The sequence below is a fragment of the Sphingopyxis sp. Root154 genome (assembly GCF_001427105.1).
GTDB lineage: Bacteria > Pseudomonadota > Alphaproteobacteria > Sphingomonadales > Sphingomonadaceae > Sphingopyxis.
Window position 1 is genome coordinate 461,743 of sequence record NZ_LMGI01000003.1, and the last position, 23,656, is coordinate 485,398.

Annotated in this window: 26 protein-coding genes and 1 tRNA gene; 21 read left to right on the top strand and 6 right to left on the bottom strand. The window is 63.7% G+C overall.

Translation table 11 applies throughout. The annotated features are described in order from the left end of the window. The first annotated feature begins 17 nt into the window (after positions 1 to 17). On the top strand, positions 18 to 1,217 hold the full coding sequence (locus ASD73_RS17710) for an AI-2E family transporter (protein ID WP_082521668.1): 1,200 nt from the start codon (positions 18 to 20) through the stop codon (positions 1,215 to 1,217). A 43-nt stretch (positions 1,218 to 1,260) separates the two neighbouring features. Next, positions 1,261 to 1,337: transfer RNA gene (locus ASD73_RS17715), tRNA-Asp, on the top strand. Positions 1,338 to 1,418: 81 nt separating this feature from the next. Here the strand turns inward: ASD73_RS17715 and ASD73_RS17720 are convergent. The 4 genes from ASD73_RS17720 to ASD73_RS17735 all read right to left on the bottom strand — a co-directional run bounded on the left by ASD73_RS17720 (position 1,419) and on the right by ASD73_RS17735 (position 3,101). Then, a complete protein-coding gene (locus ASD73_RS17720) occupies positions 1,419 to 1,649 on the bottom strand; it encodes a DUF2842 domain-containing protein (protein ID WP_082521669.1) in 231 nt (76 codons plus the stop codon). Then, positions 1,646 to 2,239, bottom strand: a complete 594-nt coding sequence (locus ASD73_RS17725) for a 5-formyltetrahydrofolate cyclo-ligase (RefSeq protein ID WP_056374477.1) — start codon at positions 2,237 to 2,239, stop codon at positions 1,646 to 1,648. The genes ASD73_RS17720 and ASD73_RS17725 overlap by 4 nt, the downstream gene beginning before the upstream one ends. Positions 2,240 to 2,455: 216 nt before the next feature. Next, a complete protein-coding gene (locus ASD73_RS17730; RefSeq protein ID WP_056374479.1) occupies positions 2,456 to 2,902 on the bottom strand; it encodes a cell division protein ZapA in 447 nt (148 codons plus the stop codon). Beyond that, complete coding sequence (locus ASD73_RS17735) at positions 2,895 to 3,101, bottom strand: hypothetical protein (protein ID WP_056374481.1); 207 nt, start codon at positions 3,099 to 3,101, stop codon at positions 2,895 to 2,897. Before ASD73_RS17735 ends, ASD73_RS17730 begins: the two co-directional genes overlap by 8 nt. 168 nt (positions 3,102 to 3,269) lie before the next feature. Between ASD73_RS17735 and tkt the strand changes: the two genes are divergently transcribed. From tkt to ASD73_RS17760, 5 genes are all read left to right on the top strand, one after another. Further along, positions 3,270 to 5,237 (top strand): transketolase, encoded by a 1,968-nt coding sequence (gene tkt, locus ASD73_RS17740; RefSeq protein WP_056374483.1) that lies wholly within the window; start codon positions 3,270 to 3,272, stop codon positions 5,235 to 5,237. A gap of 35 nt (positions 5,238 to 5,272) precedes the next feature. Beyond that, complete coding sequence (gap, locus tag ASD73_RS17745; RefSeq protein WP_056374485.1) at positions 5,273 to 6,280, top strand: type I glyceraldehyde-3-phosphate dehydrogenase; 1,008 nt, start codon at positions 5,273 to 5,275, stop codon at positions 6,278 to 6,280. Positions 6,281 to 6,297: 17 nt separating this feature from the next. Continuing rightward, a complete protein-coding gene (locus tag ASD73_RS17750; RefSeq protein ID WP_056374488.1) occupies positions 6,298 to 7,494 on the top strand; it encodes a phosphoglycerate kinase in 1,197 nt (398 codons plus the stop codon). 100 nt (positions 7,495 to 7,594) lie between these two features. After that, entirely contained in the window at positions 7,595 to 8,464 is an 870-nt protein-coding gene (locus ASD73_RS17755) for a fructose bisphosphate aldolase (RefSeq protein ID WP_200934985.1), read from the top strand. 3 nt (positions 8,465 to 8,467) lie between these two features. Then, on the top strand, positions 8,468 to 9,124 hold the full coding sequence (locus tag ASD73_RS17760; protein WP_056374491.1) for an O-methyltransferase: 657 nt from the start codon (positions 8,468 to 8,470) through the stop codon (positions 9,122 to 9,124). Here ASD73_RS17760 and ASD73_RS17765 read toward each other — a convergent pair. Further along, positions 9,121 to 9,519 (bottom strand): hypothetical protein, encoded by a 399-nt coding sequence (locus ASD73_RS17765; protein WP_235534583.1) that lies wholly within the window; start codon positions 9,517 to 9,519, stop codon positions 9,121 to 9,123. The genes ASD73_RS17760 and ASD73_RS17765 overlap by 4 nt on opposite strands. Before the next feature lie 35 nt (positions 9,520 to 9,554). On the opposite strand from ASD73_RS17765, the gene thiE reads away from it, so the two are divergent. From thiE to ASD73_RS17785, 4 genes are all read left to right on the top strand, one after another. Beyond that, a complete protein-coding gene (gene thiE / locus ASD73_RS17770; RefSeq protein ID WP_056374494.1) occupies positions 9,555 to 10,193 on the top strand; it encodes a thiamine phosphate synthase in 639 nt (212 codons plus the stop codon). A 300-nt stretch (positions 10,194 to 10,493) separates the two neighbouring features. Next, positions 10,494 to 12,452: an OPT family oligopeptide transporter gene (locus ASD73_RS17775; protein WP_056374496.1), complete on the top strand. Its 1,959-nt coding sequence runs from the start codon at positions 10,494 to 10,496 to the stop codon at positions 12,450 to 12,452. 108 nt (positions 12,453 to 12,560) lie between these two features. Next, a complete protein-coding gene (efp, locus tag ASD73_RS17780; protein WP_056374498.1) occupies positions 12,561 to 13,124 on the top strand; it encodes an elongation factor P in 564 nt (187 codons plus the stop codon). Positions 13,125 to 13,247: 123 nt separating this feature from the next. Beyond that, complete coding sequence (locus ASD73_RS17785) at positions 13,248 to 14,066, top strand: inositol monophosphatase family protein (protein ID WP_056374500.1); 819 nt, start codon at positions 13,248 to 13,250, stop codon at positions 14,064 to 14,066. Between the two features lie 134 nt (positions 14,067 to 14,200). Here ASD73_RS17785 and ASD73_RS17790 read toward each other — a convergent pair whose 3' ends face one another. After that, entirely contained in the window at positions 14,201 to 14,683 is a 483-nt protein-coding gene (locus ASD73_RS17790; protein WP_056374501.1) for a YbjN domain-containing protein, read from the bottom strand. A 229-nt stretch (positions 14,684 to 14,912) separates the two neighbouring features. On the opposite strand from ASD73_RS17790, the gene ASD73_RS17795 reads away from it, so the two are divergent. From ASD73_RS17795 to nuoI, 10 genes are read left to right on the top strand one after another with little or no spacing between them, the layout of a single operon-like run. After that, positions 14,913 to 15,287: an NADH-quinone oxidoreductase subunit A gene (locus ASD73_RS17795; protein WP_056374504.1), complete on the top strand. Its 375-nt coding sequence runs from the start codon at positions 14,913 to 14,915 to the stop codon at positions 15,285 to 15,287. A 29-nt stretch (positions 15,288 to 15,316) separates the two neighbouring features. After that, complete coding sequence (locus ASD73_RS17800; protein WP_056375229.1) at positions 15,317 to 15,871, top strand: NuoB/complex I 20 kDa subunit family protein; 555 nt, start codon at positions 15,317 to 15,319, stop codon at positions 15,869 to 15,871. After that, positions 15,871 to 16,770, top strand: a complete 900-nt coding sequence (locus tag ASD73_RS17805) for an NADH-quinone oxidoreductase subunit C (protein ID WP_056374505.1) — start codon at positions 15,871 to 15,873, stop codon at positions 16,768 to 16,770. The genes ASD73_RS17800 and ASD73_RS17805 overlap by 1 nt, the downstream gene beginning before the upstream one ends. Then, entirely contained in the window at positions 16,767 to 18,023 is a 1,257-nt protein-coding gene (locus tag ASD73_RS17810; protein ID WP_056374506.1) for an NADH-quinone oxidoreductase subunit D, read from the top strand. The genes ASD73_RS17805 and ASD73_RS17810 overlap by 4 nt, the downstream gene beginning before the upstream one ends. Continuing rightward, positions 18,023 to 18,691 (top strand): complex I 24 kDa subunit family protein, encoded by a 669-nt coding sequence (locus tag ASD73_RS17815; protein ID WP_056374509.1) that lies wholly within the window; start codon positions 18,023 to 18,025, stop codon positions 18,689 to 18,691. Before ASD73_RS17810 ends, ASD73_RS17815 begins: the two co-directional genes overlap by 1 nt. 3 nt (positions 18,692 to 18,694) lie before the next feature. Next, the gene (nuoF, locus tag ASD73_RS17820; protein ID WP_056374510.1) at positions 18,695 to 19,984 is read left to right on the top strand and encodes an NADH-quinone oxidoreductase subunit NuoF; all 1,290 of its coding nucleotides are present in this window, start codon (positions 18,695 to 18,697) and stop codon (positions 19,982 to 19,984) included. Continuing rightward, on the top strand, positions 19,984 to 21,996 hold the full coding sequence (gene nuoG / locus ASD73_RS17825; protein ID WP_056374513.1) for an NADH-quinone oxidoreductase subunit NuoG: 2,013 nt from the start codon (positions 19,984 to 19,986) through the stop codon (positions 21,994 to 21,996). Before nuoF ends, nuoG begins: the two co-directional genes overlap by 1 nt. Further along, the gene (locus tag ASD73_RS22855) at positions 21,993 to 22,130 is read left to right on the top strand and encodes a hypothetical protein (RefSeq protein WP_156377452.1); all 138 of its coding nucleotides are present in this window, start codon (positions 21,993 to 21,995) and stop codon (positions 22,128 to 22,130) included. Before nuoG ends, ASD73_RS22855 begins: the two co-directional genes overlap by 4 nt. Beyond that, positions 22,127 to 23,170, top strand: coding sequence for an NADH-quinone oxidoreductase subunit NuoH (nuoH, locus tag ASD73_RS17830; protein ID WP_056374515.1), 1,044 nt, complete (start codon positions 22,127 to 22,129; stop codon positions 23,168 to 23,170). Before ASD73_RS22855 ends, nuoH begins: the two co-directional genes overlap by 4 nt. After that, positions 23,167 to 23,655 carry an NADH-quinone oxidoreductase subunit NuoI gene (gene nuoI / locus ASD73_RS17835; protein ID WP_037510831.1) on the top strand — a complete coding sequence of 163 codons (489 nt, stop codon included), beginning with the start codon at positions 23,167 to 23,169 and terminating at the stop codon, positions 23,653 to 23,655. Before nuoH ends, nuoI begins: the two co-directional genes overlap by 4 nt. Position 23,656 lies beyond the last annotated feature (1 nt).

Here is a 23,656-nt window from a genome sequence, read left to right on the forward strand (position 1 = left end):
TAACGAGGAGAGCAGGGGTGGCGGAGGAGCGGGGCAGCAAGGATGGGCGTCCACCGCGCCTCAATCCGTTGCACCAGATCGAGATCGACGATTTCCGCCGCGACCGGCTCCTCGCCGCGCTCGCACTCCTTTTTGGCGCCAGCTTCTGTCTCATACTGCCGTTTGCTTTGCAGGCGGGCGCCGAATTCTTCCTGCCGCTTACGGCTGCGATCGTTATTGCGATCGCGCTCGTTCCCTTGCTCGAATGGCTCGAACGGCGCGGCCTGCCGTCGGCGCTCGCGGCTTTCTTCGCGCTTGCTGTCTTTCTGGCGATTATCAACGCAGCGCTCGCGATCATCGTCGTGCCCGCCACCGGCTGGTTTGCGCGCATTCCTGAATCGATCCCCCGCATTCAGAGCAATCTGGCGCCGCTCATCGACTTTTATTCAACGCTGCAACGCTTCGTAGATCGCACGCTGATGTCAGTGGCGAGCGGGACCGAGGCGACGGCGCAGGCGGTGGCCGCGACAGCGCCGACGTCGGTGGTCGACTATTTCATCTCGTCGGCGCCCTCGGCCGCGATACAGCTCTTTTTCGCGGTGCTCGTGATCTTCTTCTTCCTGTCGGGCTGGACGCGACTGCGCAAAGGCACGATCCGGCGGCGCGGCAGCTTCGACGGCGCGATGCAGACCGCGCGGGTGATCCAGAATGTCGTCGATGCGACCGCTGACTATCTGGCGACGATCACGATGATCAACGCGATTCTCGGCCTGACCGTCTCACTCCTGCTCTGGGCGCTGGGGATGCCATCGCCCTTCATGTGGGGTGGGATCGTCAGCATCTGCAATTTCGTCCCCTATCTGGGGCCGATCGTCGCCGCGGTGCTGCTCGGGCTCGGCGGGCTGATGACGTTCGACGCCGTCGGACTCGCGCTGCTGCCCGCGTTGATCTTCATCGGCGTCCATCTGGTTGAGGCGAATCTGATCACGCCGCTGGTGCTCGGCAAGCGCCTGACGATCAATCCGCTGCTGATTCTCGTTTCCTTGAGCTTCTGGGGATGGGTGTGGGGGACGCCGGGCGCGCTGCTGGCGGTGCCGCTGCTGCTCATCCTGCAGACGGTGCTCGCATCGACCGGCACCCCCGATCTGGCGGGTTTCCTCTTCGAACATGGCACTTTGACGACGACCGACGATGTGCGCGATCGATTAAATCGCACGCATGAGGAAAGCGACGGTTGACAGGTCGGGACGAGCGCCATATTGGCGCGGCTCCCAAGCACACGCGGGTGTAGCTCAGTTGGTTAGAGTGCCGGCCTGTCACGCCGGAGGTCGCGGGTTCGAGCCCCGTCACTCGCGCCATTCCTTCCATTTTAGGACGGAATGGCCACCGCGTCTTGGGACCATTCCATCGCTGGAAATCGGGAAAAATGGCGCGGCGCTTCAGCCGCGCCATTTCCCCAATTCCATCCAGCGCAGCAGCGGCTTCAGTGGCAGGATCCAGACGATCCCCGCAACCAGATAGAAGATCGCCTGCACCAGTACCGGCCATGTACCTACCCAGGGTGACACGCTGACGACAATGCCCGTCCACACCGCGATTAGCGCCAGAATCAGGAACATGCCGGCAGGCTTGCGCCAACTGGGCTGGGGATCGGCGGGTGGTTGGCTCACAAACGGTCTCCACAAAGGATGAATTCTTGTTCGGTCAGGACCGCGTCGAGCGCGATGTCGGTCGATTCGCTCGGGGCGTCGTCGATTTCTTGCACCGACCATCCAATCCCGATCCGCAAGGCATCGGGGTGCGCCGAGAAATAGCGATCATAATGCCCGCCTCCCTGGCCGATCCGGCCGCCTTGGCGATCGAACCCGACGAGCGGGCAGAAGATGAGGTCGGGCGTTGCCAAGGGCGCATCGTCCGCGGGCTGGCGCGTGCCCCAAGGGCCCTTCACCAGCGTTTCGGCGGGCCGCCAATGGCGAAAGTCCATTTCGGCGATCCGCCCGGCATGGTGGGGCAGGGCGAGTGCGCCCGCTTCTGCAAGACCGGAGAACATCGGCATAATATCGGGCTCGTCGCCCCACGCGGCATAGGCGCCAACGACGGCATGATCGGCGAGAAGATCGGACAGCGGAGCGGGCAGCGCGCGAAAGGCTGCCAATTGCGCCATCCCGTCGAGATTCGCCGCGAAATGCTTGCGGCGAAAGCGCAGCTTTTCGCGCAACTTCTGTTTTTGCTGGACCAGATTGGCGGACAAGTTGGTCATCGCCTCCTCTGGGACTTCGGGTGGTTGGCGGGACCGCCGAGGTCGTTTGCTGGAAAGTCCTCTGACGCCAGTAACGTCAGGTGGGGACCATGTACGTCGGACCAGGGTCCGGGCAGGGACAGCCCCCTAGGATGATGTATCGCCTCAGGGATTTTCGCAAAAGCTCGTGCCGGGCAGTACCCGCCATCCCCTATGTAGGGGCGCGGGCCCGCTTGCTCAAGGGAGTTGCTCGACTTTCGCAGCTAGTGCCTCGATGCGGTCGGCAATTTGCAGCAGTGCACGATCATGCGATGGTTTCGCGGAAGGGGCTGCGGCCGAACTCGCCTGACGCGCGGTCTCCAGCTCCTTGAGTGCCGACTGCTCGCGCGTCATCGCCGCGCGCAGTTCGTCGCGCGCCGCCGCCTCGCGGCTTTCGGCGAGCGCAACCGCAGCACGCAGCGAATCGGATTGGGGCTCGGCCTTTTCGACTTTGCCCTTCGCTTCCTGCGCATCGTCGGCGAGCATCAGCGCGGCGAAAAGAAGCTGGCGAACCTCGGTCCCCCCCGGCATCGCGCGGGCTTTTTCGTCGACGACGTCGGCAAGCTGAAGGAGCTGCGATTCCTGCCCATCCTCGCAATGGAGGTCATAGGGGCGTCCCGCGATCGTGAGTTTCACGTCAGCCACGGTCGGCCTCCGCGATCAGCCGGTCGAGTTCGCCGATGACAGCGGCAACCTCGGCCTTCAGCGCCGACTGGTCGGCGGCGGGGGCTGCGACGGCCGATTCGGGCCGGTTCGCCCGGTCGGCGAGTGCCTTTTCGATGCGGCTCAGTGCGCGTTCGATGCGGCCTATGGCCAAGCTGGATTCGTCGAGATCGAGTTCCATGACGAAGGGTTAGCAGTGCCGGGGAGGGCGTGCAATTGCCCTGTCGGTCGAAAATGCGCCGATTTTGCGTCACGGGCGGTTGACTCCTGCCCCCGCCGCCGCAAAGGGCTGTCCGCATCGAACCGGACGTAGCGTCCGGTGCCAGCCCAGCCATTTCCCGGGGGACCAATGACACTGCCCGAACGTCAGCTCGCCAACGCAATCCGCGCGCTTGCGATGGATGCCGTACAGGCCGCAAACAGCGGCCACCCGGGGATGCCGATGGGCATGGCCGACGTCGCCACCGTCCTTTACTCGGACTATCTGAAGTTCGATCCGGCGGACCCCAAATGGGCCGACCGCGACCGATTCGTTTTGTCGGCAGGGCACGGCTCGATGCTCGCTTATGCGACGCTGCATCTCTCCGGCTATGCACGGCCGACTTTGGACGACATCCGCAATTTCCGCCAGCTGCACAGCCCGTGCGCGGGACATCCCGAGAATTTCGAGCTCGCGGGCGTCGAAACGACGACCGGGCCGCTGGGGCAGGGACTCGCGACCTCGGTCGGCATGGCGATCGCCGAACGCCACCTCAATGCGATCTACGGCGATGACCTCGTCGACCACCGCACCTGGGTGATCGCGGGCGACGGCTGCCTGATGGAAGGGATCAACCACGAAGCCATCGGGCTCGCCGGCCACCTTGGCCTTGGTCGCCTGACAGTATTGTGGGACGACAACAAGATCACCATCGACGGATCGACGGACCTGTCGACCAGCGAGGACATCCTGGCGCGCTATGCGGCGACCGGCTGGCATGTCGAAAGCTGCGACGGCCACGATCCCGCTGATATTCGTCGCGCGATCGACGCCGCGCTCGCCGATCCGCGCCCGTCGTTGATCGCATGCCGCACCGTCATCGGTTTCGGCGCGCCGAACAAGCAGGGCACTTCGGCGACGCACGGCTCGCCGCTCGGCGCCGACGAGGTTGCGGCCGCGCGCAAGGAACTCGGCTGGACCGCCGAGCCGTTCGACATTCCCGCCGACATAGCGTCGGCGTGGGCTGCCTTTGGCGAAAAGGGCAAGGCGCTTCATTCTGACTGGAATAATCGTCTCGCAAGCTACGAAAAGAAAAAGGAATTTGAGGATCGGCTGAGCGGCAAGATCGTTCCGGGCGAGGCATTCAAGGCCTATCTCGACGGCCTCGTCGCCGAACCCCCGAAGGTTGCGACGCGCAAGGCTTCGGAGAATACGCTCGGCGCGCTGACCGCCGATATTGCGGCGCTTGTCGGCGGCAGCGCCGACCTGACGGGTTCGAACAATACCAAAACTTCGTCGACCAAGCCGCTGACCAAAGACGATTATTCGGGCCGCTATATCTATTACGGCATCCGCGAATTCGGCATGGCCGCGGCGATGAACGGCATGGCGCTACACGGCGGCGTCGTCCCCTACGGCGGCACTTTCCTCGTTTTCGCCGACTATTGCCGCGCTGCGATCCGCCTGTCGGCGCTTCAACAGCAGCGCGTCGTCTATGTGATGACGCACGACAGCATCGGGCTGGGCGAAGACGGTCCGACGCACCAGCCGATCGAGCATCTCCAGTCGCTGCGCGCGATGCCGAACCTGCTGGTGCTGCGTCCCGCCGACGCGGTTGAAACCGCCGAATGCTGGGCGCTGGCGCTCGCGCAGGAAAGCCGGCCATCGCTGCTCGCCCTGACGCGCCAGAACCTCCCGCCGCTGCGCCATGACGTCACCGAAAATCTGTGCCTGAAAGGCGGTTACCGCCTTCGCGATGCTGCGTCCGTGCGCAAAGTCGTGCTCGTCGCAACCGGCTCTGAAGTCTCGCTCGCGATCGAAGTCGCCGACAAGCTTGAGGCCGCGGGACACGGCGCTGATGTCGTCTCGATGGTCTCGACCGAACTCTTCGACGAGCAGACCGCTGCTTATCAGGCCGATATCCTCCCCGACGATGTGCTGATCGTCTCGATCGAGGCGGGCACGACCTTCGGCTGGGAACGCTATACCGGCCGTCACGGCCTGCGCTTCGGCATCGACAGCTTCGGCGCCTCGGCTCCGATTGAAGACCTATTCAAGCATTTCGGCCTTACCGCCGATGCTATCACCCCCCAGATCATGGCTCGGCTCGGCAACTAGGACCGGCTTATCCCACGCAGAAAGGACGTTTCGACATGGCAGTGAAGGTTGCAATCAACGGTTTCGGACGCATCGGCCGCAATGTGGCTCGCGCCATTCTGGAGCGTAGCGACCACGATCTCGAGCTGGTGTCGATCAACGATCTGGGCGATGCCAAGGCGAATGCCCGGCTGCTTCGCCATGACTCGGTCCACGGCGCCTTCAACGGCAGCGTCGAAGTCGACGGCAACGACCTGATCATCAACGGCAAGCGCATCCAGGTGACCGCTGAGCGTGACCCCGCCGCTCTGCCGCATGCTGCGAACGGCATCGACATCGTGATGGAATGCACCGGCTTCTTCACCAACAAGGCCGGCGGCCAGAAGCATCTCGACGCTGGCGCGAAGCGCGTGCTGATCTCGGCGCCCGCTAAGGAAGTCGACCTGACCGTCGTTTACGGCGTCAACGACGACAAGATCACCGCCGATCATCTGATCATCTCGAACGCGTCGTGCACAACCAATTGCCTCGCGCCCTTTGCCAAGGTGCTGCACGAGGCGATCGGTATCGAACGCGGCCTGATGACCACGATCCACGCCTATACCAACGACCAGAAGATCCTCGACCAGATCCACGACGACCCGCGCCGCGCCCGCGCTGCCGCGATGTCGATGATCCCGACCTCGACCGGTGCGGCGGTGGCCGTCGGGCTGGTTCTGCCCGAGCTGAAGGGCAAGCTCGATGGTTCGTCGATCCGCGTTCCGACCCCGAACGTGTCGGTCGTCGACCTGACCTTCACGCCGCTCCGCGACACCACCAAGGAAGAAGTCAACGCGGTGCTCAAGGCGGCTGCCGAAGGCCCGTTGAAGGGCGTGCTCGGCTATACCGAAGAGCCGCTGGTTTCGATCGACTTCAACCATAATGCGGCGAGCTCGACGATTGACAGCCTCGAAACCTCGGTGATCGACGGCAAGTTGGTGCGCGTGCTGAGCTGGTACGACAATGAATGGGGCTTCTCGAACCGCATGATCGACACCGCGGGCGTGATCGCCAAGTTCCTCTGAGCTGAAGGGAAACGTCGATGACCGCGTTCAAGACCCTCGACAATATCGGTGACGTCACCGGCAAGCGCGTACTCGTGCGCGTCGACCTCAACGTCCCGCTGTTCGAAGGCGCGGTCAGCGATGCGACGCGGATTCAGGCAGCGATGCCGACGATCCGCGAGCTGTCGGACAAGGGCGCGATCGTCCTGCTTCTCGCGCACTTCGGACGGCCGAAAGGCGCGAAGAACCCGACTCAGTCGCTGTCGCTCGTCATGGGCGGCGTCGAGGATGTGCTTGGCCATTCGGTGATGTTCATCCCCGAAGCGGTGGGCGAGGGCGCGAAGGCAGGAATCGCAGTGCTCGCGGCGGGTGACGTCGCGGTGATGGAAAACACGCGTTTCTATCCCGGTGAGGAAACGAACGATCCGGCCTTTGCCAATGCATTAGCCGAGATCGGCGATCTCTACGTCAACGACGCCTTTTCGGCGGCGCACCGCGCGCATGGGTCGACCGAGGGCATTGCTCGCCGGCTTCCCGCGTACGCCGGCCGCGCGATGGAGGCCGAACTCAAGGCCCTCGACGCCGCGCTCGGCAATCCCGAGCATCCCGTCGCCGCGGTCGTCGGCGGCGCGAAAGTGTCGAGCAAGATCGACGTGCTGCGCAACCTCGTCAGCAAGGTCGATCATCTGATCATCGGCGGCGGCATGGCGAACACCTTCCTCGCCGCGCGCGGGGTCGATGTCGGTAAATCGCTGTGCGAGCACGATCTCGTCGATACCGCGAATGCGATTTTCGACGCGGCCGATGCAGCGGGCTGCACGATCCATTTGCCCTATGACGTCGTGGTGTCGAAAGAGTTCGCGCCGAACCCGCCGACGCGCACGGTCAATGTCCATGAAGTCGCTGCAGACGAGATGATCCTCGACGTCGGCCCTGCGGCGGTCGAGGCGCTTGCGGATGTGCTCAAGAATTGCCGCACGCTCGTGTGGAACGGCCCGCTCGGCGCGTTCGAGACGCCGCCGTTCGACACTGCGACCGTCGCGCTTGCTAAGACCGCAGCGGCACTGACGCGCGAAGGCTCGTTGATCTCGGTCGCGGGTGGCGGCGATACTGTCGCCGCGCTCAACCATGCTGGCGTTGGCAAGGATTTCACCTTTGTTTCGACCGCCGGCGGCGCCTTCCTTGAATGGATGGAAGGCAAGCCGTTGCCGGGCGTCGACGCGCTGAAGGCTTAGACTTCCCCGTCGCATTGCATCGTGCCCACGGGGTCGCTATGCGCAGCGCCACATACGTATGCAAACAACCGGAGATCCTATGACCACCGTTCATGCCGCCATGCTTGACCAGATCAAATCGGGGCAGGGCTTTATCGCCGCACTCGACCAGAGCGGGGGTTCGACGCCCAAGGCATTGAAGGGTTACGGCATCGAAGCCGACGCCTTCTCGAACGACGAGGAAATGTTCGGCCTCATCCACGACATGCGCAGCCGCATCGTTACCGCGCCCTGCTTCAACGGCGAGAAGGTGATCGGCGCGATCCTGTTCGAGCGAACGATGGATGGTGATGCCGGCGGAAAGCCGGTTCCGGCGCTGCTCTGGGAGCGCGGCGTGGTGCCGTTCCTGAAGGTCGACAAGGGGCTTGAGGACGAAGCCGATGGCGTCCAGCTGATGAAGGCCAACCTGGGTCTCGATGCGCTTTGCGAGCGTGCGGTCGCCAAGGGCGTGTTCGGCACCAAGATGCGCAGCGTCGTCAACCTCGCCAATCCGGCGGGTATCAAGGCGATCGTCGAACAGCAGTTCGCCGAAGCCGCGCGCATCGCGGCGCATGGCCTCGTTCCGATCATCGAGCCCGAAGTGAACATCAAGAGCGCCGAGCGCGACGCGGCGGATCGCCTGCTGCTCGAGGAAACGCTCGCGGCGCTCGACGCCTGGACCGGTGCGCCGGTGATGCTGAAGCTATCGCTGCCGACCGAGGCCGGCCTGTTCCAGCCGCTCGTCGATCATCCGAAGGTGTTGCGCGTCGTTGCGCTGTCGGGCGGCTTTGCCCGCCTCGAAGCGTGCGCCGAGCTGGCAAAGAACCCGGGCATCATCGCGAGCTTCAGCCGTGCGCTGCTCGAAGATCTGCGCCATCAGATGAACGATGAAGAGTTCAACGCGTCGCTCGGCGGCGCGATCAAGGAAATTCACGCGGCCTCCGTGGCCTAGGTGATGGGAGAGAGGTGGCAAGCCGTCGACGATTATATCGCCGCCAAATTGCTTGGCGATGATGACGCGCTTGCCACCACCCTCGCCAACAATGCCGAAGAAGGTCTGCCGCCGATCGACGTGTCGGCGGCGCAGGGCAAGATGCTCTTCCTGCTCGCGCAGGTGGCGGGCGCGAAGCGCATCCTCGAAGTCGGGACGCTCGGCGGTTATTCGACGATCTGGCTCGCCCGCGCGCTGCCTGAGGGCGGGTCGCTCGTAACGCTCGAACTCGAAGCGCATCATGCGCGTGTTGCGCAAGCGAATCTGGAAACTGCCGGATTGGCCGACAAGGTCGACATCCGCGTTGGCCCGGCTGCCGAAAGCCTGGCGGCGATGACCGATGAGGCGCCGTTCGATTTCGTTTTCATCGACGCCGATAAACAGAGCAACGTTCGCTACGTCGAAGAGGCGATCCGGCTCGGCCGCCCCGGCACGACGATAATCGTCGACAATGTCGTGCGCGAAGGTGGCGTAATCGACGTGGACAGCGACGACGAGCGCATCGCCGGCACGCGCGCGCTTTTCGATATGCTGAGCAACGGCCCGCGCCTCGACGCGACCGCCGTCCAGACGGTCGGCGCGAAGGGCTGGGACGGGTTCCTGCTGGGGCGGGTGCTTTAAAGCCCGCCCGCGAAGCGGAACGAGAAGCGATAGTCCGAAGGCTTGATCGTCACATTGGTCATCTTTTCGGGGCGCACCGATTCGAGCGTGAATTGGCCATCGGCAAGCTGGACCGGCTCGCCCAGCGTGGCTTCGAACAGCTGTTTCTGGCCATTGCCGCGGATCCAGACCATCTTCACCCGGACGCGCCCGGCCCAGACGCAGCGCGCGTTCATCGGGCAGCGGCTGTCTTCGAGCACTTCGACGGGCTGGACGAGCGGGCCGTCGACATAGGCTTTCTGCCCTAGCGCAACATCGCTGCCGTCCGGAAACGCCGCGCCGCGTGTCGTGACGCAGGCGGAAAGGGCGAGGGCGGCGGGGAGGGCGATGATCGCGAGGCGGTGTATGTTCTGCATTTGCCCGTCTGTGACCGCGCCGCTATGAACGCGCCATGAAAACACCGACCTGCCAGCTTTACCTGATTTCGCCGCTCGATGTCGGCGGCGATTTTCCCGACCGACTTGCCGAAGCGTTCGACGCCGGTCCGGTCGCCGCGTTCCAGTTTCGCGTGAAGGATCTCGACCAGCACGAAGCGGCACGGCTCGCCGAGCCGTTGCAGGCGCTTTGCTCGGCGCATGATGTGGCGTTCATCGTCAACGACGATGTCGCGCTGGCGAAACGGCTCGGTGCCGATGGCGTGCATCTGGGACAGGATGACGGCGATCCGCGCGAGGCGCGCCGGATATTGGGCCCCGAAGCGCAGATTGGCGTGACCTGTCACGCGAGCCGCCATATGGCGATGGAAGCGGGCGAAGCGGGGGCCGACTATGTCGCCTTCGGCGCTTTTTACCCCACAGCGACCAAGACGGTCGAGCATCGCGCCGACCCTGAAATCCTCGAATGGTGGCAGGGCATGTTCGAGCTGCCGTGCGTTGCGATCGGCGGCATCACGGTCGACAATGCACAGGTGCTGGTCGAAGCGGGCGCCGACTTCCTTGCCGTATCGGGCGGTGTCTGGGCACACCCGGAAGGGCCCGGGCAAGCCGTGCGCGCGTTCAGCGCCCTTCTCGAAGATCAGCCCGCCGGGTAATCGCACCCTGGCGTCTTCGGAGCATCCTTCGGCACATGCGGCGGCGCCGCATCCTTGCGCCAGCCAAAAAGGCCGGCGCAAGGAGCCCCGCGCGACGAAGGTGCTGCGTTGCCGCGAGGGGGCGGCGGAGTAAGGTCCGGAAGATCGATACTTATCATGGCCGCCGATATGGCATTGATGTCACGCCTCATATTGGATCGATGCGTCAAATCGGCGTCGGTTCGTCGCCTTTTGGCTTGCATCTGTTTTTGACTTGCGCTGGGCCCGGCGTGTCGCGACACAGCGGGCGGGGAGAAGTTTATGACCGAAATCACCACAACGGCCGCACGCGGGCGCGAACTGACGCTCCGCGCGATTCTGCTCGGCGGCATTTTGACGCTGATGTTCACCGCGGCAAACGTCTATCTCGGGCTGAAGGTCGGGTTGACCTTTGCGACGTCGATCCCCGCAGCGGTGATTTCGATGGCGCTGCTGCGTTATATGGCCGGGTCGACGATCCTCGAAAATAACATCGTCCAGACGATCGCGAGCGCCGCGGGCACGCTGGCGGCGATCATCTTCGTGCTGCCGGGGCTTGTCATGGTCGGGTACTGGCAGGGCTTCCCGATGCTCGAAACCACCGCGATCACGATGCTCGGCGGGATCTTGGGCGTGCTATTCTCGGTTCCGCTGCGCCGTGCGCTCGTCGTCGATTCGGATCTTCCCTATCCTGAAGGCCGCGCCGCCGCCGAAGTGCTGCAGGTCGGCGCCGCGAGCGCCGAAGGCGCCGAGGAAAATCGCGCCGGATTGTCGGCCTTGATGTGGAACAGCATCGTCGCGGCCGCCTTCACACTGCTCACTCAAATGAAGCTCGCGGGCGCCGAGGTTGCGCGCTGGTTCGCGGTCGGCACCGGTGCGACCGGTATCGCTGGCGGGCTCGCCTTTGCGCTGTTCGGCGTCGGCCATCTCGTCGGCCTGTCGGTTGGCATGGCGCAGCTCGTCGGAATGGTCACCGGCTGGTGGGTGCTGCTGCCGATCCTGACGCAGGGCGGAGCGGGCGATGCCGAGACGTTGGCGAACGCTGTGTTCCGCGCCGACGTGCGCTTCTTTGGCGCCGGCGTCATCGCGGTCGCGGCGATCTGGACGCTGATCAAGATTGCCGGGCCGGTGTTCGGCGGCATCCGCTCGGCGATGGCGGCCAGCCGCGCGCGGCAGGGCGGGCAGGCGTTGGCGATCGAGGAACAGGATATTTCGATCAACTGGGTGTTCGGCGGATCGCTCGCGCTGATGCTGCCGATCGGCTGGCTGCTCTGGACCGTGCTCGCCGGCGGGCCGCTCGCGGGATCGGCGATGATTCTAATCGCGGGCGCGCTCCTCTTCATCATCGTGATCGGGCTGATGATCGCGTCGGTCACCGGCTATATGGCGGGCCTGATCGGCGCGTCGAACTCGCCGGTGTCGGGAATCGGCATCCTCGCGATCATTGCCTCGTCGCTGCTGCTTCTCGGTCTGCTCGGCCGTGGCGGCGGAGAAGAAGAGATTGCTGCGATGGTCGCCTATGCGCTGATCGTCACCGGCCTTGTCTTCGGCATCGCGACGATCTCGAACGATAACCTCCAGGATCTCAAGACCGGCCAGCTCGTCGGCGCGACGCCGTGGAAACAGCAGGTCGCGCTGATCATTGGCGTGATCTTCGGCTCGCTCGTCGTCCCGCCGGTGCTCAATGTACTTAACGAGACTGTCGGCTTTGTCGGCGTCCCCGGTGCCGGACCCGAAGCACTGGCGGCGCCGCAGGCAGGCCTGATTTCGTCACTCGCAAAGGGCGTGCTCGGCGGCGACCTCAACTGGACGATGCTCGGCTATGGCGTGCTCGCGGGGATCGGCTTCATCATCGTGGATGCGCTGCTGGGCCGCGCCGGCAAGCTCAGGCTGCCGCCGCTCGCGATCGGGATCGGGATTTACCTGCCGATGGCGGTGATCCTGCCCGTCGTGATCGGCGCGGTCGGCGGCTGGTTCTATGATCGTTGGGCATCGAAGCGTCCGAACGCGAGCTTTGCGCACCGCATGGGTGTGCTGACCGCGACGGGGATGATCGTGGGCGAAAGCTTGCTCGGAGTATTCTACGCGGGCACCGTCTATGTCACCGACAATGATGCGCCGCTTGCGGTGACCGGCGACGGCTATGCGCCCTATGCGCCGTGGATCGGGCTGATCCTCTTTGTCGTGCTCGTCTGGGCCAGCTATCGGCGCACGCGCCGGCTGGTCGTCGCCACGCCCTGACGCTGCGGCTTGCCCTTCGGCGCTGGCGCGGCTAAAGGCGCGCACCTGATAGCTGTGCCTGGCGGGCGCTGCTTTGCTCTTTCCATCCTTGAACTGTGAGTGTGCGCGATGAAAATCACCGGCGTTGAAATCCGTCCCGGCAATATTATCGAATATGAAAAGGGGATCTGGAAGGTCACCAAGATCCAGCACACCCAGCCGGGCAAGGGCGGCGCCTATATGCAGGTCGAAGCCAAGAATCTGATCGACGGCCGCAAGCTCAACAACCGTTTCCGCAGCGCCGACACGGTCGAAAAGGTCCGCCTCGACACCAAGGATTTCCAGTTCCTCTATGCCGAGGGCGACGACCTGGTGTTCATGGACAAGGATACGTTCGAGCAGATCAACATCTCGAAGGATGTCGTCGGCGAAGCGCATGAATTCCTGCAGGACGGCATGGACGTCGTGCTCGAGCTTTGGGAAGAGCGTCCGATCTCGGTCGAGCTGCCCGAAACGATCGAAGCGACGATTGTCGAGGCCGACGCGGTGGTGAAGGGGCAGACGGCGTCGTCGTCATACAAGCCCGCGATCCTCGACAATGGCGTGCGCGTGATGGTGCCGCCGCACATCACCAGCGGAACCAAGATCGTCGTGCATGTGTACGACCGCGAATATGTCCGCCGCGCGGACTGATTAGTTCCCCTCCCGCTTGCGGGAGGGGGTTAGGGGAGGGCCTGTCGAGGGACGGGCCCCCGCCGTGATGGAAACAATCCCTCCCCCGACCCCTCCCGCAAGCGGGAGGGGGGAGAATGAACAATGGCCGTATCCGGCATCATCACCGTCATGGAACGCGCCGCGCGCAAGGCCGGCACGAAGCTGCGCCGCGATTTCGGCGAAATCGAGCATTTGCAGGTTTCGCAGAAGGGGCCGGCCGATTTCGTCTCGAAGGCCGATCAGGCCGCCGAGCGCACGCTGTATGACGAACTCGGCCGCGATCGTCCGGGCTGGGGCTTTGTGCTCGAAGAAGGCGGGACCATCGAAGGCGATCCGGGCAAGCCGCGCTTCATCATCGATCCGCTCGACGGCACGTCGAACTTCCTACACGCGATCCCGCATTTCGCGATCTCGATCGCGGTACAGGAGCCGAAACCCGGCGGCGGCTGGGGCGACGTTACCGCGGCGCTCGTTTATCAGCCCGTCACCGACGAAAGCTATTGGGCCGAACGCGGCCGCGGCGCCTGGCTGCACGACCGCCGCCTGCGTGTCGCATCGCGCCGCCACCTCAACGAATGCCTGATCTCGACCGGCATCCCCTATATGGGCCACGGCAATATGGCGCAGTGGAGTCGCATTTTCGGTGCGGTCGCGCCCGAAGTCGCCGGCATCCGCCGCTTCGGCGCCGCCAGCCTCGACCTGGCATGGGTCGCGGCGGGCCGTTACGACGGTTTCTGGGAAAGCGACCTCAAGGTATGGGACGTCGCGGCGGGCATGTTGCTCGTGCGCGAAGCCGGCGGCTTCGTCAGCGATTTCCGCGGCGGCGACCGTGCGATCGAGCGCAGCGAATTCATTGCCGGTAGCGCCGCGGTGCATTCGAAGCTGCAGAAGCTGGTCGCGGGCGCGCTGCGTAACGCCTGACGAGCACTTAAAGATATTCCCCCATTTCGTCATGCCGGACTTGATCCGGCATCCATGGCAGCGTTGAAGTCATGGACCCCGGATCAGGTCCGGGGTGACGAGTGAGGTTTTTTCCGCATCAACGAACGTCGGCGTCACTTCTCGAAAACATATTCGCGAAAGCTGTCCATCAGCGACGCCCAAGTGTTGAAGGTCTCGCCGACATTCTCGCGCGGGATGCCCGCGAAATCGAGGTCGACGTCCATTTCAAGGACCGGATCGCCCTCGTCATCCTTATACGCGCGGGCGAAGCGCTTGTCCTTGTTCCACTTGTTGAGCTTGTCGAGCGAGACGTTTTTGGCGTCGCTGAACCCCATATAATATTGCAGTGTCTTGCACTTTTTGCCCTCTTCGCAGTTCATGAAGAGAACGAGGAATTTCAGGCCGTTGCGATTGCTTTCGAGATAGGGATCATCGCCGGGTTTGCTGATCAGCGTCGCGGGCCAGCCTTGCGACTCGAGGATCGCCTTGATCGTTGCGGGATTCGACGCGTTGATCAGTTCGGCCTGGGCCGGAGTCGCCGCGAAAAGTGCGGCGACGCCCAAGGCTAGTGCTGCGCGAGTGGTAATTGGTCCCATGAAAGCTCCCTTTATCGAAGTTGCGCCCGGAAAGCGCGGCACACCGACCCTTTTTGCGTGAGGTATCACAGCGATAGGGGCTGTCGCCAGCGGCCTTTGTGCTTTTGGTCACACGGGATACGAAAATCCTGCCCGCGGTGCTTGCGACACGCGACTTCGTGGCCTAAAGCGCCCCCGATAAACGGGTGCGAGACACCCCAAAATATGAACAACAGAACTGCGAGCTCCCATGGTCGATCTGACGCAATATTTGCCGATCCTGATCTTTCTGGTCGTCGCCATCGGCCTGTCCTCCGCCTTCGTCTTCCTGCCGATGGGCGTCGCGCGGCTGACCGGGGCGCACAAGCCCGATCCGGCGAAGCTGACCGAATATGAATGCGGTTTCCCGGCGTTCGAGGACGCGCGCAGCCAGTTCGACGTGCGATTCTACCTCGTCGCCATTCTTTTCATCATCTTCGACCTTGAAGCCGCCTTCCTCTTTCCCTGGGCGGTGAGCCTTGAGGAAATCGGCTGGGCCGGTTGGGCCACGATGATGATTTTCCTCGCCGAACTGACGCTCGGCCTTGTCTATGCATGGAAGAAAGGGGCGTTGGACTGGGAATGAGCAGCTCGATCATCCTGCCGCCCGGCCAGATGCCGGTTGCCCCGGGGACCAACCCCGGATTGATGCCAGTGGCTCCGGGGACCAACCCCGACGCGGCGTTCTTCGACGACCTCAACAGCGAAGTCGGCGACAAGGGCTTTCTCGTCACCTCGACCGAGGATCTGTTCAACTGGGCGCGCACCGGCTCGCTGTGGTGGATGACCTTTGGCCTCGCCTGCTGCGCGGTCGAGATGATCCACGTCAACATGCCGCGCTATGACATGGAGCGTTTCGGCGCCGCGCCTCGCGCGAGCCCACGCCAGTCCGACGTGATGATTGTCGCGGGGACGCTCTGCAACAAGATGGCTCCGGCGCTCCGCCGCGTGTACGACCAGATGTCGAACCCGAAGTACGTCATCTCGATGGGCAGCTGCGCCAACGGCGGCGGCTATTATCACTACAGCTATTCGGTGGTGCGCGGTTGCGACCGTATCGTGCCCGTGGACATCTATGTCCCCGGCTGCCCGCCGACCGCCGAAGCGTTGCTCTATGGCGTGATGCAGTTGCAGCGGAAGATCCGCCGTACCGGGACGATCGAACGCTGATGGCCCATCCTGCTCCTCTCGTGGCGCCGCAGCCGGCGCTCGCCGACGCGCTCAAAAAGCTGCTCGGCACCGATCTGCTGGCGCATGTCTTCACCGTCGACGAAGACAGCATCACCGTCGAACGCGATGCGATCGCCGGGGTGATGATCGCGCTGCGCGATAATCTCGAATATCAGCAGATGATGGAGATTGCGGGGGTCGATTATCCCGACCGCGCCGAACGGTTCGAAGTCGTCTATCACCTGCTCAGTGTCACGCGGAATCACCGCCTGCGCGTGCGCGTCTCGACCGATGAAGCGACGCCGGTGCCGACAATCGTTCCCGTGTGGCCGAACGCGGGCTGGCTCGAACGCGAAGTGTTCGACATGTATGGCGTGCTCTTCGCGGGCAATCCTGACCTGCGCCGCATTCTGACCGACTATGGTTTCCAGGGGCACCCACAGCGCAAGGATTTCCCGCTGACCGGCTATACCGAGCTGCGGTACAGCGAAGAGGACAAGCGCGTCGTGTACGAGCCGGTGAAGCTCGCGCAGGATTTCCGCAATTTCGACTTCATGTCGCCGTGGGAAGGCGCCGATTATGTGCTGCCCGGCGATGAAAAGGCCGGCGGCACCGGCGAAGCGCCGGGCAAGGGGGCGCCGACGCCGATGACTGCCGCCGAGGTCAAGAAGGCCGACGATCAAGCAAAGGCGTCGCCGCCGCCGACGCCGAAGACGACTGAAAAACCCGAGCAGACCGGGGCGGGGGCGAAGGCCAACCTCAAGGCCGCAAAGACAAGCCGTGACGGCGCCAGCGCCAAGCCTGCGACCAGGACCGCCAAAACGCCTGCGACGACTAAGGCCGATAAGGCGCCGGCAAAGCCGCGCGCGCCTCGCAAGCCCAAGGGAGGTGACGCATGACCGACTCTCCGAACGTCCATCATTATGGTGGCGACCTGTTCGAAGGCTATCCGGTCGATACCGCCAATACCGCGGGCGATCAGGCTGTCACCAACTACACGATCAACTTCGGCCCGCAGCATCCGGCGGCGCACGGCGTCTTGCGTCTCGTGCTCGAACTCGATGGCGAAATCATCGAGCGCGTCGACCCGCACGTCGGGCTGCTCCACCGCGGCACCGAGAAGCTGATCGAATATAAGACCTATCTGCAGGCTTTGCCCTATTTCGACCGGCTCGACTATTGCTCGCCGCTCGGCATGGAACACAGCTATGTGCTCGCGATCGAGAAGCTGCTCGACCTCGAAGTTCCGGCACGCGCACAATATCTGCGCGTGCTGTTCGCCGAACTGACGCGTATCTGCAACCACATGCTCAACATCGGGTCGCACGTCATGGACGTCGGCGCGATGACCCCGAACCTGTGGGTGTTCGAGCTGCGCGAGGATTGCCTGAACTTCTTCGAACGCGCCTCGGGCGCGCGCATGCACAGCGCCTATTTCCGCCCGGGCGGCGTCCATCAGGATGTCCCCGAAAAGCTGCTTGTCGATATCGGCGAATGGGTCGAAACGCGCCTGCCGAAGCTGTTCGGCGACGCGATGAGCCTCGTGATCGACAACCGCATCTTCAAGCAGCGCAACGTCGACATCGCGACGGTGTCGAAGGAAGATGCGCTGGCATGGGGCTTCTCGGGCCCGATGATCCGCGGCAGCGGCATTGCGTGGGATCTGCGCAAGTCGCAGCCCTATGACGCCTATGCCGCGATGGAATTCGACATTCCCGTCGGCACCCGCGGCGACTGCTACGACCGCTTCATGGTGCGCGTCGAGGAAGTCTATCAGTCGGCCAAGATCATCAAGCAGTGCCTGCGCGACATGCCCACGGGCCCGATCGCCAGCCTCGACCGCAAGGTCGTCCCGCCGAAGCGCGGCGAGATGAAGCAGTCGATGGAATCGCTGATCCATCACTTCAAGCTCTATACCGAGGGCTTCCACGTCCCGGCGGGCGAAGTCTATGTTGCGACCGAAAGCCCCAAGGGCGAATTCGGCGTGTATCTGGTCAGCGACGGCACCAACAAGCCGTACCGCTGCAAGATCCGCCCGACGGCGTTTTCGCATCTCCAGGCGATGGACATGATGTCGAAAGGCCACATGCTCGCCGATACCACTGCAATTATCGGCGCCATTGACGTCGTTTTCGGAGAGTGTGACCGCTAATGGCCGACGCACCCAATATTCCCGACGAAGCCGAAACCCGCGCGCGCTGGGGCGCTTTTGCGTGGACGGCGGAAAACGCCGAAAAGGCGAAAGCGGTTATCGCGCGCTATCCCGCGGGACGCCAGCGCTCGGCGGTAATGCCTTTGCTCGACCTCGCGCAGCGCCAGGTCGGCGCCGAGACGCAGACGCAGGGCTGGCTGCCCGTGCCGGTGATCGAATATGTCGCCGCCGCGCTCGATATGCCCTTCATCCGCGCCTATGAGGTCGCGACCTTCTACACGATGTACAATCTCGTGCCGGTCGGCCGCTATCATGTGCAGGTGTGCGGCACGACGCCGTGCCTGCTGCGCGGGTCGGACGATGTGATGGCCGCGTGCAAGAACCGCGGCATGGTCAAGGGCAAGACGACGCCCGACGGCCTGTTCACGCTGACCGAGGTCGAGTGCATGGGCACCTGCACCAACGCGCCGATGGTCCAGATCAACGACGATAATTACGAAGACCTCGACTACGACAGCACCGTCCGCATCCTCGATGCGCTCGCTGCGGGCGAGCTGCCGAAGGCGGGAACGCAGCTCGCGAACCGTCACACGAGCGAGCCCGACGGCGGTCCGACGACGCTGAAGGAAATGGTGTCTTCGAACCACGACTATCGGAAGGAATGGTAAGCCATGCTGGCCGATAAGGATCGCATTTTCACCAATCTCTACGGCTTTCAGCCGTGGAACCTCAAATCCGCGCAGGCGCGCGGCGATTGGGACAATACCAGGGACCTGATGAAGCGCGGCCAGGACGCGATCATCGAGGAGATCAAGGCGTCGGGCCTGCGCGGCCGCGGCGGCGCGGGCTTCCCGACGGGGCTCAAATGGTCGTTCATGCCGAAGGAGCCGCGCGCCGACCGCCCGAGCTTCCTCGTCATCAACGCCGACGAATCCGAGCCGGGTTCGTGCAAGGACCGCGAAATCATCCGCCACGATCCGCATAAGCTGATCGAAGGCGCGCTGATCGCGGGCTTCGCGATGCGCGCGCGTGCGGCCTATATCTATATCCGCGGCGAGTTTATCCGCGAGGCCGAGACGCTCTTCGCCGCGGTGCAGGAGGCGTATGACGCCGGCCTGCTCGGCAAGAATGCCGCGAAGTCGGGCTATGACTTCGACGTCTTCGTCCACCGCGGCGCCGGCGCGTACATCTGCGGCGAAGAAACCGCGATGATCGAAAGCCTCGAGGGCAAGAAGGGCCAGCCGCGCCTCAAGCCGCCGTTCCCGGCGGGTGCGGGCCTCTATGGCTGCCCGACGACGGTGAACAACGTGGAATCGATCGCGGTCGTCCCGACGATCCTGCGCCGCGGGGCGCCGTGGTTCGCCTCCTTCGGACGCGAGAACAACAAGGGCACCAAGCTCTTCCAGATCTCGGGCCATGTCGAGCGCCCGTGCGTCGTCGAGGAAGAGATGGGTATCCCCTTCCGCGAACTGATCGACAAGCATTGCGGCGGCATCCGCGGCGGCTGGGACAATCTGCTGGCGGTGATCCCCGGCGGCTCGTCGGTTCCGCTCGTACCCGCGGCCGAGATCATGGACGCGCCGATGGACTTCGACGGGCTGAAGGCCGTCGGATCGGGTCTTGGTACCGCGGCCGCGATCGTGATGGACAAGTCGACCGACGTTGTTCAGGCGATCAGCCGCATCAGCTATTTCTACAAGCATGAAAGCTGCGGCCAGTGCACCCCGTGCCGCGAAGGCACCGGCTGGATGTGGCGCGTGATGGAGCGTCTGCGCACCGGCGACGCCGACATCAGCGAGATCGACACTTTGTTCGACGTGACCAAGCAGGTCGAAGGCCACACCATCTGCGCGCTCGGCGACGCGGCTGCCTGGCCGATCCAGGGTCTGATCAAACATTTCCGCCCCGAAATCGAACGCCGCATCCGCGAGAATGGCGGCGCGCTGGAGGCAGCCGAATAATGCCTAAAGTTACCGTAGATGGCGTAGAACTCGACGTCCCGCAGGGCGCGACCGTTCTGCAGGCGTGCGAGCTGGCGGGGAAGGAAATCCCGCGCTTTTGCTATCATGAACGCCTGTCGATCGCCGGCAATTGCCGCATGTGCCTCGTCGAGGTCGCACCCGGTCCGCCGAAGCCGCAGGCGTCGTGCGCGCTGCCGACTGCTGAGGGGCAGGTAATCAAGACCGACAGCCCGATGGTGAAGAAGGCGCGCGAAGGGGTGATGGAGTTCCTGCTCATCAACCACCCGCTCGACTGTCCGATCTGCGACCAGGGCGGCGAATGCGACTTGCAGGACCAGTCGGTCGCCTATGGCCGCGGCGCGACGCGCTATGACGAGAACAAGCGCGCGGTCACCGAGAAATATATGGGGCCGATCGTCAAGACGGTGATGACCCGTTGCATCCAGTGTACGCGCTGCGTCCGCTTTGCGGAGGAAGTCGCGGGCGTCGAAGATGTCGGCGCGATCTATCGCGGCGAGAATATGCAGATCACGTCGTACCTCGAACGCGCGGTCGGCAGCGAGCTGTCGGGCAATATCGTCGACCTCTGCCCGGTCGGCGCACTGACCAGCAAGCCTTATGCGTTCGAAGCGCGTCCTTGGGAACTTACCAAGACGCTCGGCATCGACATGATGGACGCCGTCGGCACCAATGTGCGTATCGATGCGCGCGGCCGTCAGGTCCTGCGCGTGCTGCCGCGCGTCAATGATGACGTGAACGAGGAATGGGCGAACGACAAGACCCGCCACCATGTCGATGGCCTTGTCCGCCGCCGCCTCGATCAGCCTTATGTTCGCGTGAATGGTACGCTTCAGCCGGCAAGTTGGGCTGAAGCCTTCGCCGCCATCAAGGCGGTGGGCGCCGGCTCTTCGGTCGCCGCAATCGCGGGCGACCTCGCCGATTGCGAGACGATGTTCGCGGCGAAGTCGCTGGTGAACGCGCTCGGCGGCGCCCTGCTCGAAGGGCGCCAGACCGGGCTCGACTATGACGTGACGAGCCTGTCGGCGGTCAATTTCAACACCGGCATCGCCGAGGCCGAGAACGCCGACGTGATCCTGCTCGTCGGCACGAACCTGCGCTGGGAAGCGCCGCTGATCAACACGCGCATCCGCAAGGCGGTGTGGAAGAAGGGCGCGAAGGTCTTTGCGATCGGCCCCGAAACCGACCTGACGTACAAGGCTGAGTGGCTGGGCGACGACGCTTCGCTCGTTACGAAGCTGCCCACGGCGGTGCTCGACGCGCTGAAGGGCGCCGAGCGGCCGATGCTGATCTTCGGCGGCGGCGCGCTGTCGGTGCCCGGCGTTCACGGCGCAGGCCTCGCGCTCGCCAAGTCGGTGAATGCGGTCAAGGACGGCTGGAACGGCTATAACGTCGTACATTTCTCGGCCGCGCGTATGGGTTCGCTGATGCTTGGTTACGGCCTGCCCGGCGGCATCAAGGATGTCATCGCGGCGAAGCCGAAGCTCGCCTTTTTCCTCGGCGCCGACGAGGTCGATTTCGCGGCGCTGCCCGACACGTTCAAAGTCTATGTCGGGCATCATGGGGACAAGGGCGCGCATGCCGCCGACGTCATCCTGCCCGCTGCGGCATGGACCGAAAAGGACTTCACGACGGTCAACACCGAGGGCCGGGTCCAGCGCAGCGAGAAAGCGGTGTTCGCACCCGGCGATGCGCGCGAGGACTGGAGCATTTTCCGCGCACTAGCCGATGCGCTTGGCGTATCGCTCGGGTTCGACAGCTTTGCGCAATGCCGCGCGGCGATGATCGCCGCGGTGCCTGCGCTCGGCGTCGAGGGTCTCGCCGACTATGGCTGGACGGTGCCAAAGCTGCCGGCGAAACCCGAGGCGCGAGCGATCCCATCGCCGATCAAGGATTTCTATCTCACCAACGCCATCTGCCGCGCGTCGCCGACGATGCAGCGCTGCTCGGAAGAGCTGGTCCATGGCGTCGACTTTGCGGAGGCCGCGGAATGAACCCGGTGCATGCGATTGCCAGCGTGTTGCTGGTCGGGATGGGCTATTCGGTGTGGCGCGGGTTCAATCCGCGCAAGTCGGAGAAGCCCGGCCCGCATAACGGCTGGCGCAATCAGGACGGGACCCGGAAATGACCGAGACCTTTATCTCCTGGGGCATGGATCCGAATTGGGCGTGGGGCGTCGCGACGATTTGCGGCATCTTGCTGATCGCGCTGCCGCTGATGCTCAGCGTCGCGATGATCATTTATGCCGACCGCAAGATCTGGGCGGCGATCGCGCTGCGCCGTGGCCCGAACGTAGTCGGTCCCTTCGGCCTGCTGCAGAGCTTCGCCGACGGCCTGAAAGTGTTCCTGCAGGAAACGATCATCCCGACGGGGGCGAACCGCGGGCTGTTCCTGATCGCGCCGATCATCACCTTCACCGTCGCATTGATGGCGTGGGCGGTGATCCCGTTCAATTCAGGCGCGGTGCTCGCCGATATCAACGTCGGATTGCTCTACATCCTCGCGATTTCGTCGCTCGGTGTGTACGGCGTGATCCTGTCGGGCTGGGCGTCGAACTCGAAATATCCGTTCTTTTCGGCGATGCGCGCCTCGGCGCAGATGATCTCCTATGAAGTCTCGATCGGCTTCATCCTGATCGGCGTCGTGCTCTTTGCCGACAGCTTCAACATGAACGAAATCGTGAAAGCGCAGCAGGGCCACGGGCTCGGCATCGTCAACGCCTTCGGCTTCAACCTGCTGCTCTTCCCGCTCGCGGTGATGTTCCTGATCTCGTCGCTCGCCGAAACAGCGCGCGCGCCATTCGATCTGACCGAAGCGGAAAGCGAGCTCGTCGCGGGCTATCAGACCGAATATTCGTCGATGGCCTTCGCGCTCTTCTGGCTCGGCGAATATGCCAACGTCCTGTTGATGTGCACGCTCAACGCGGTGCTCTTCTGGGGCGGCTGGCTACCCCCGATCGACTGGGCGCCACTCTATGCCGTTCCCGGCGTCATCTGGCTGTTCGCGAAGATCCTGTTCTTCTTCTTCGTCTTCAGCTGGGTCAAGGCGACGGTCCCGCGCTACCGCTATGACCAGCTGATGCGGCTGGGTTGGAAAATCTTCCTGCCGATTTCGCTTCTCTGGATCTTCCTGATCTCCGGCTATCTGATGCTGACGAGGTACTCATGAGCACCATCGCCCACCTGATCAAAAGCTTCACCTTGTGGGAGTTTGTGAAGGCGCACGCCCTTACGCTGAAGTATTTCTTCAAGCCGAAGGCGACGATCAACTATCCGTTCGAGAAGAATCCGCTGTCGCCGCGCTTTCGCGGCGAGCATGCGCTGCGTCGTTATCCGAACGGCGAGGAACGCTGCATCGCGTGCAAGCTGTGCGAAGCGGTGTGTCCGGCGCAGGCGATCACGATCGAGGCCGAACCGCGCGAAGACGGTTCGCGTCGCACGACGCGCTATGACATCGACATGACCAAGTGCATCTATTGCGGCTTCTGTCAGGAAGCGTGCCCGGTCGATGCGGTGGTCGAGGGGCCGAACTTCGAATTCGCGACCGAAACGCGCGAAGAACTGCTCTATGACAAGGCCAAACTTCTCGCCAATGGCGACAAATGGGAACGCGCGATCGCGGCGAATCTTGCCGCCGACGCGCCCTATCGATAAG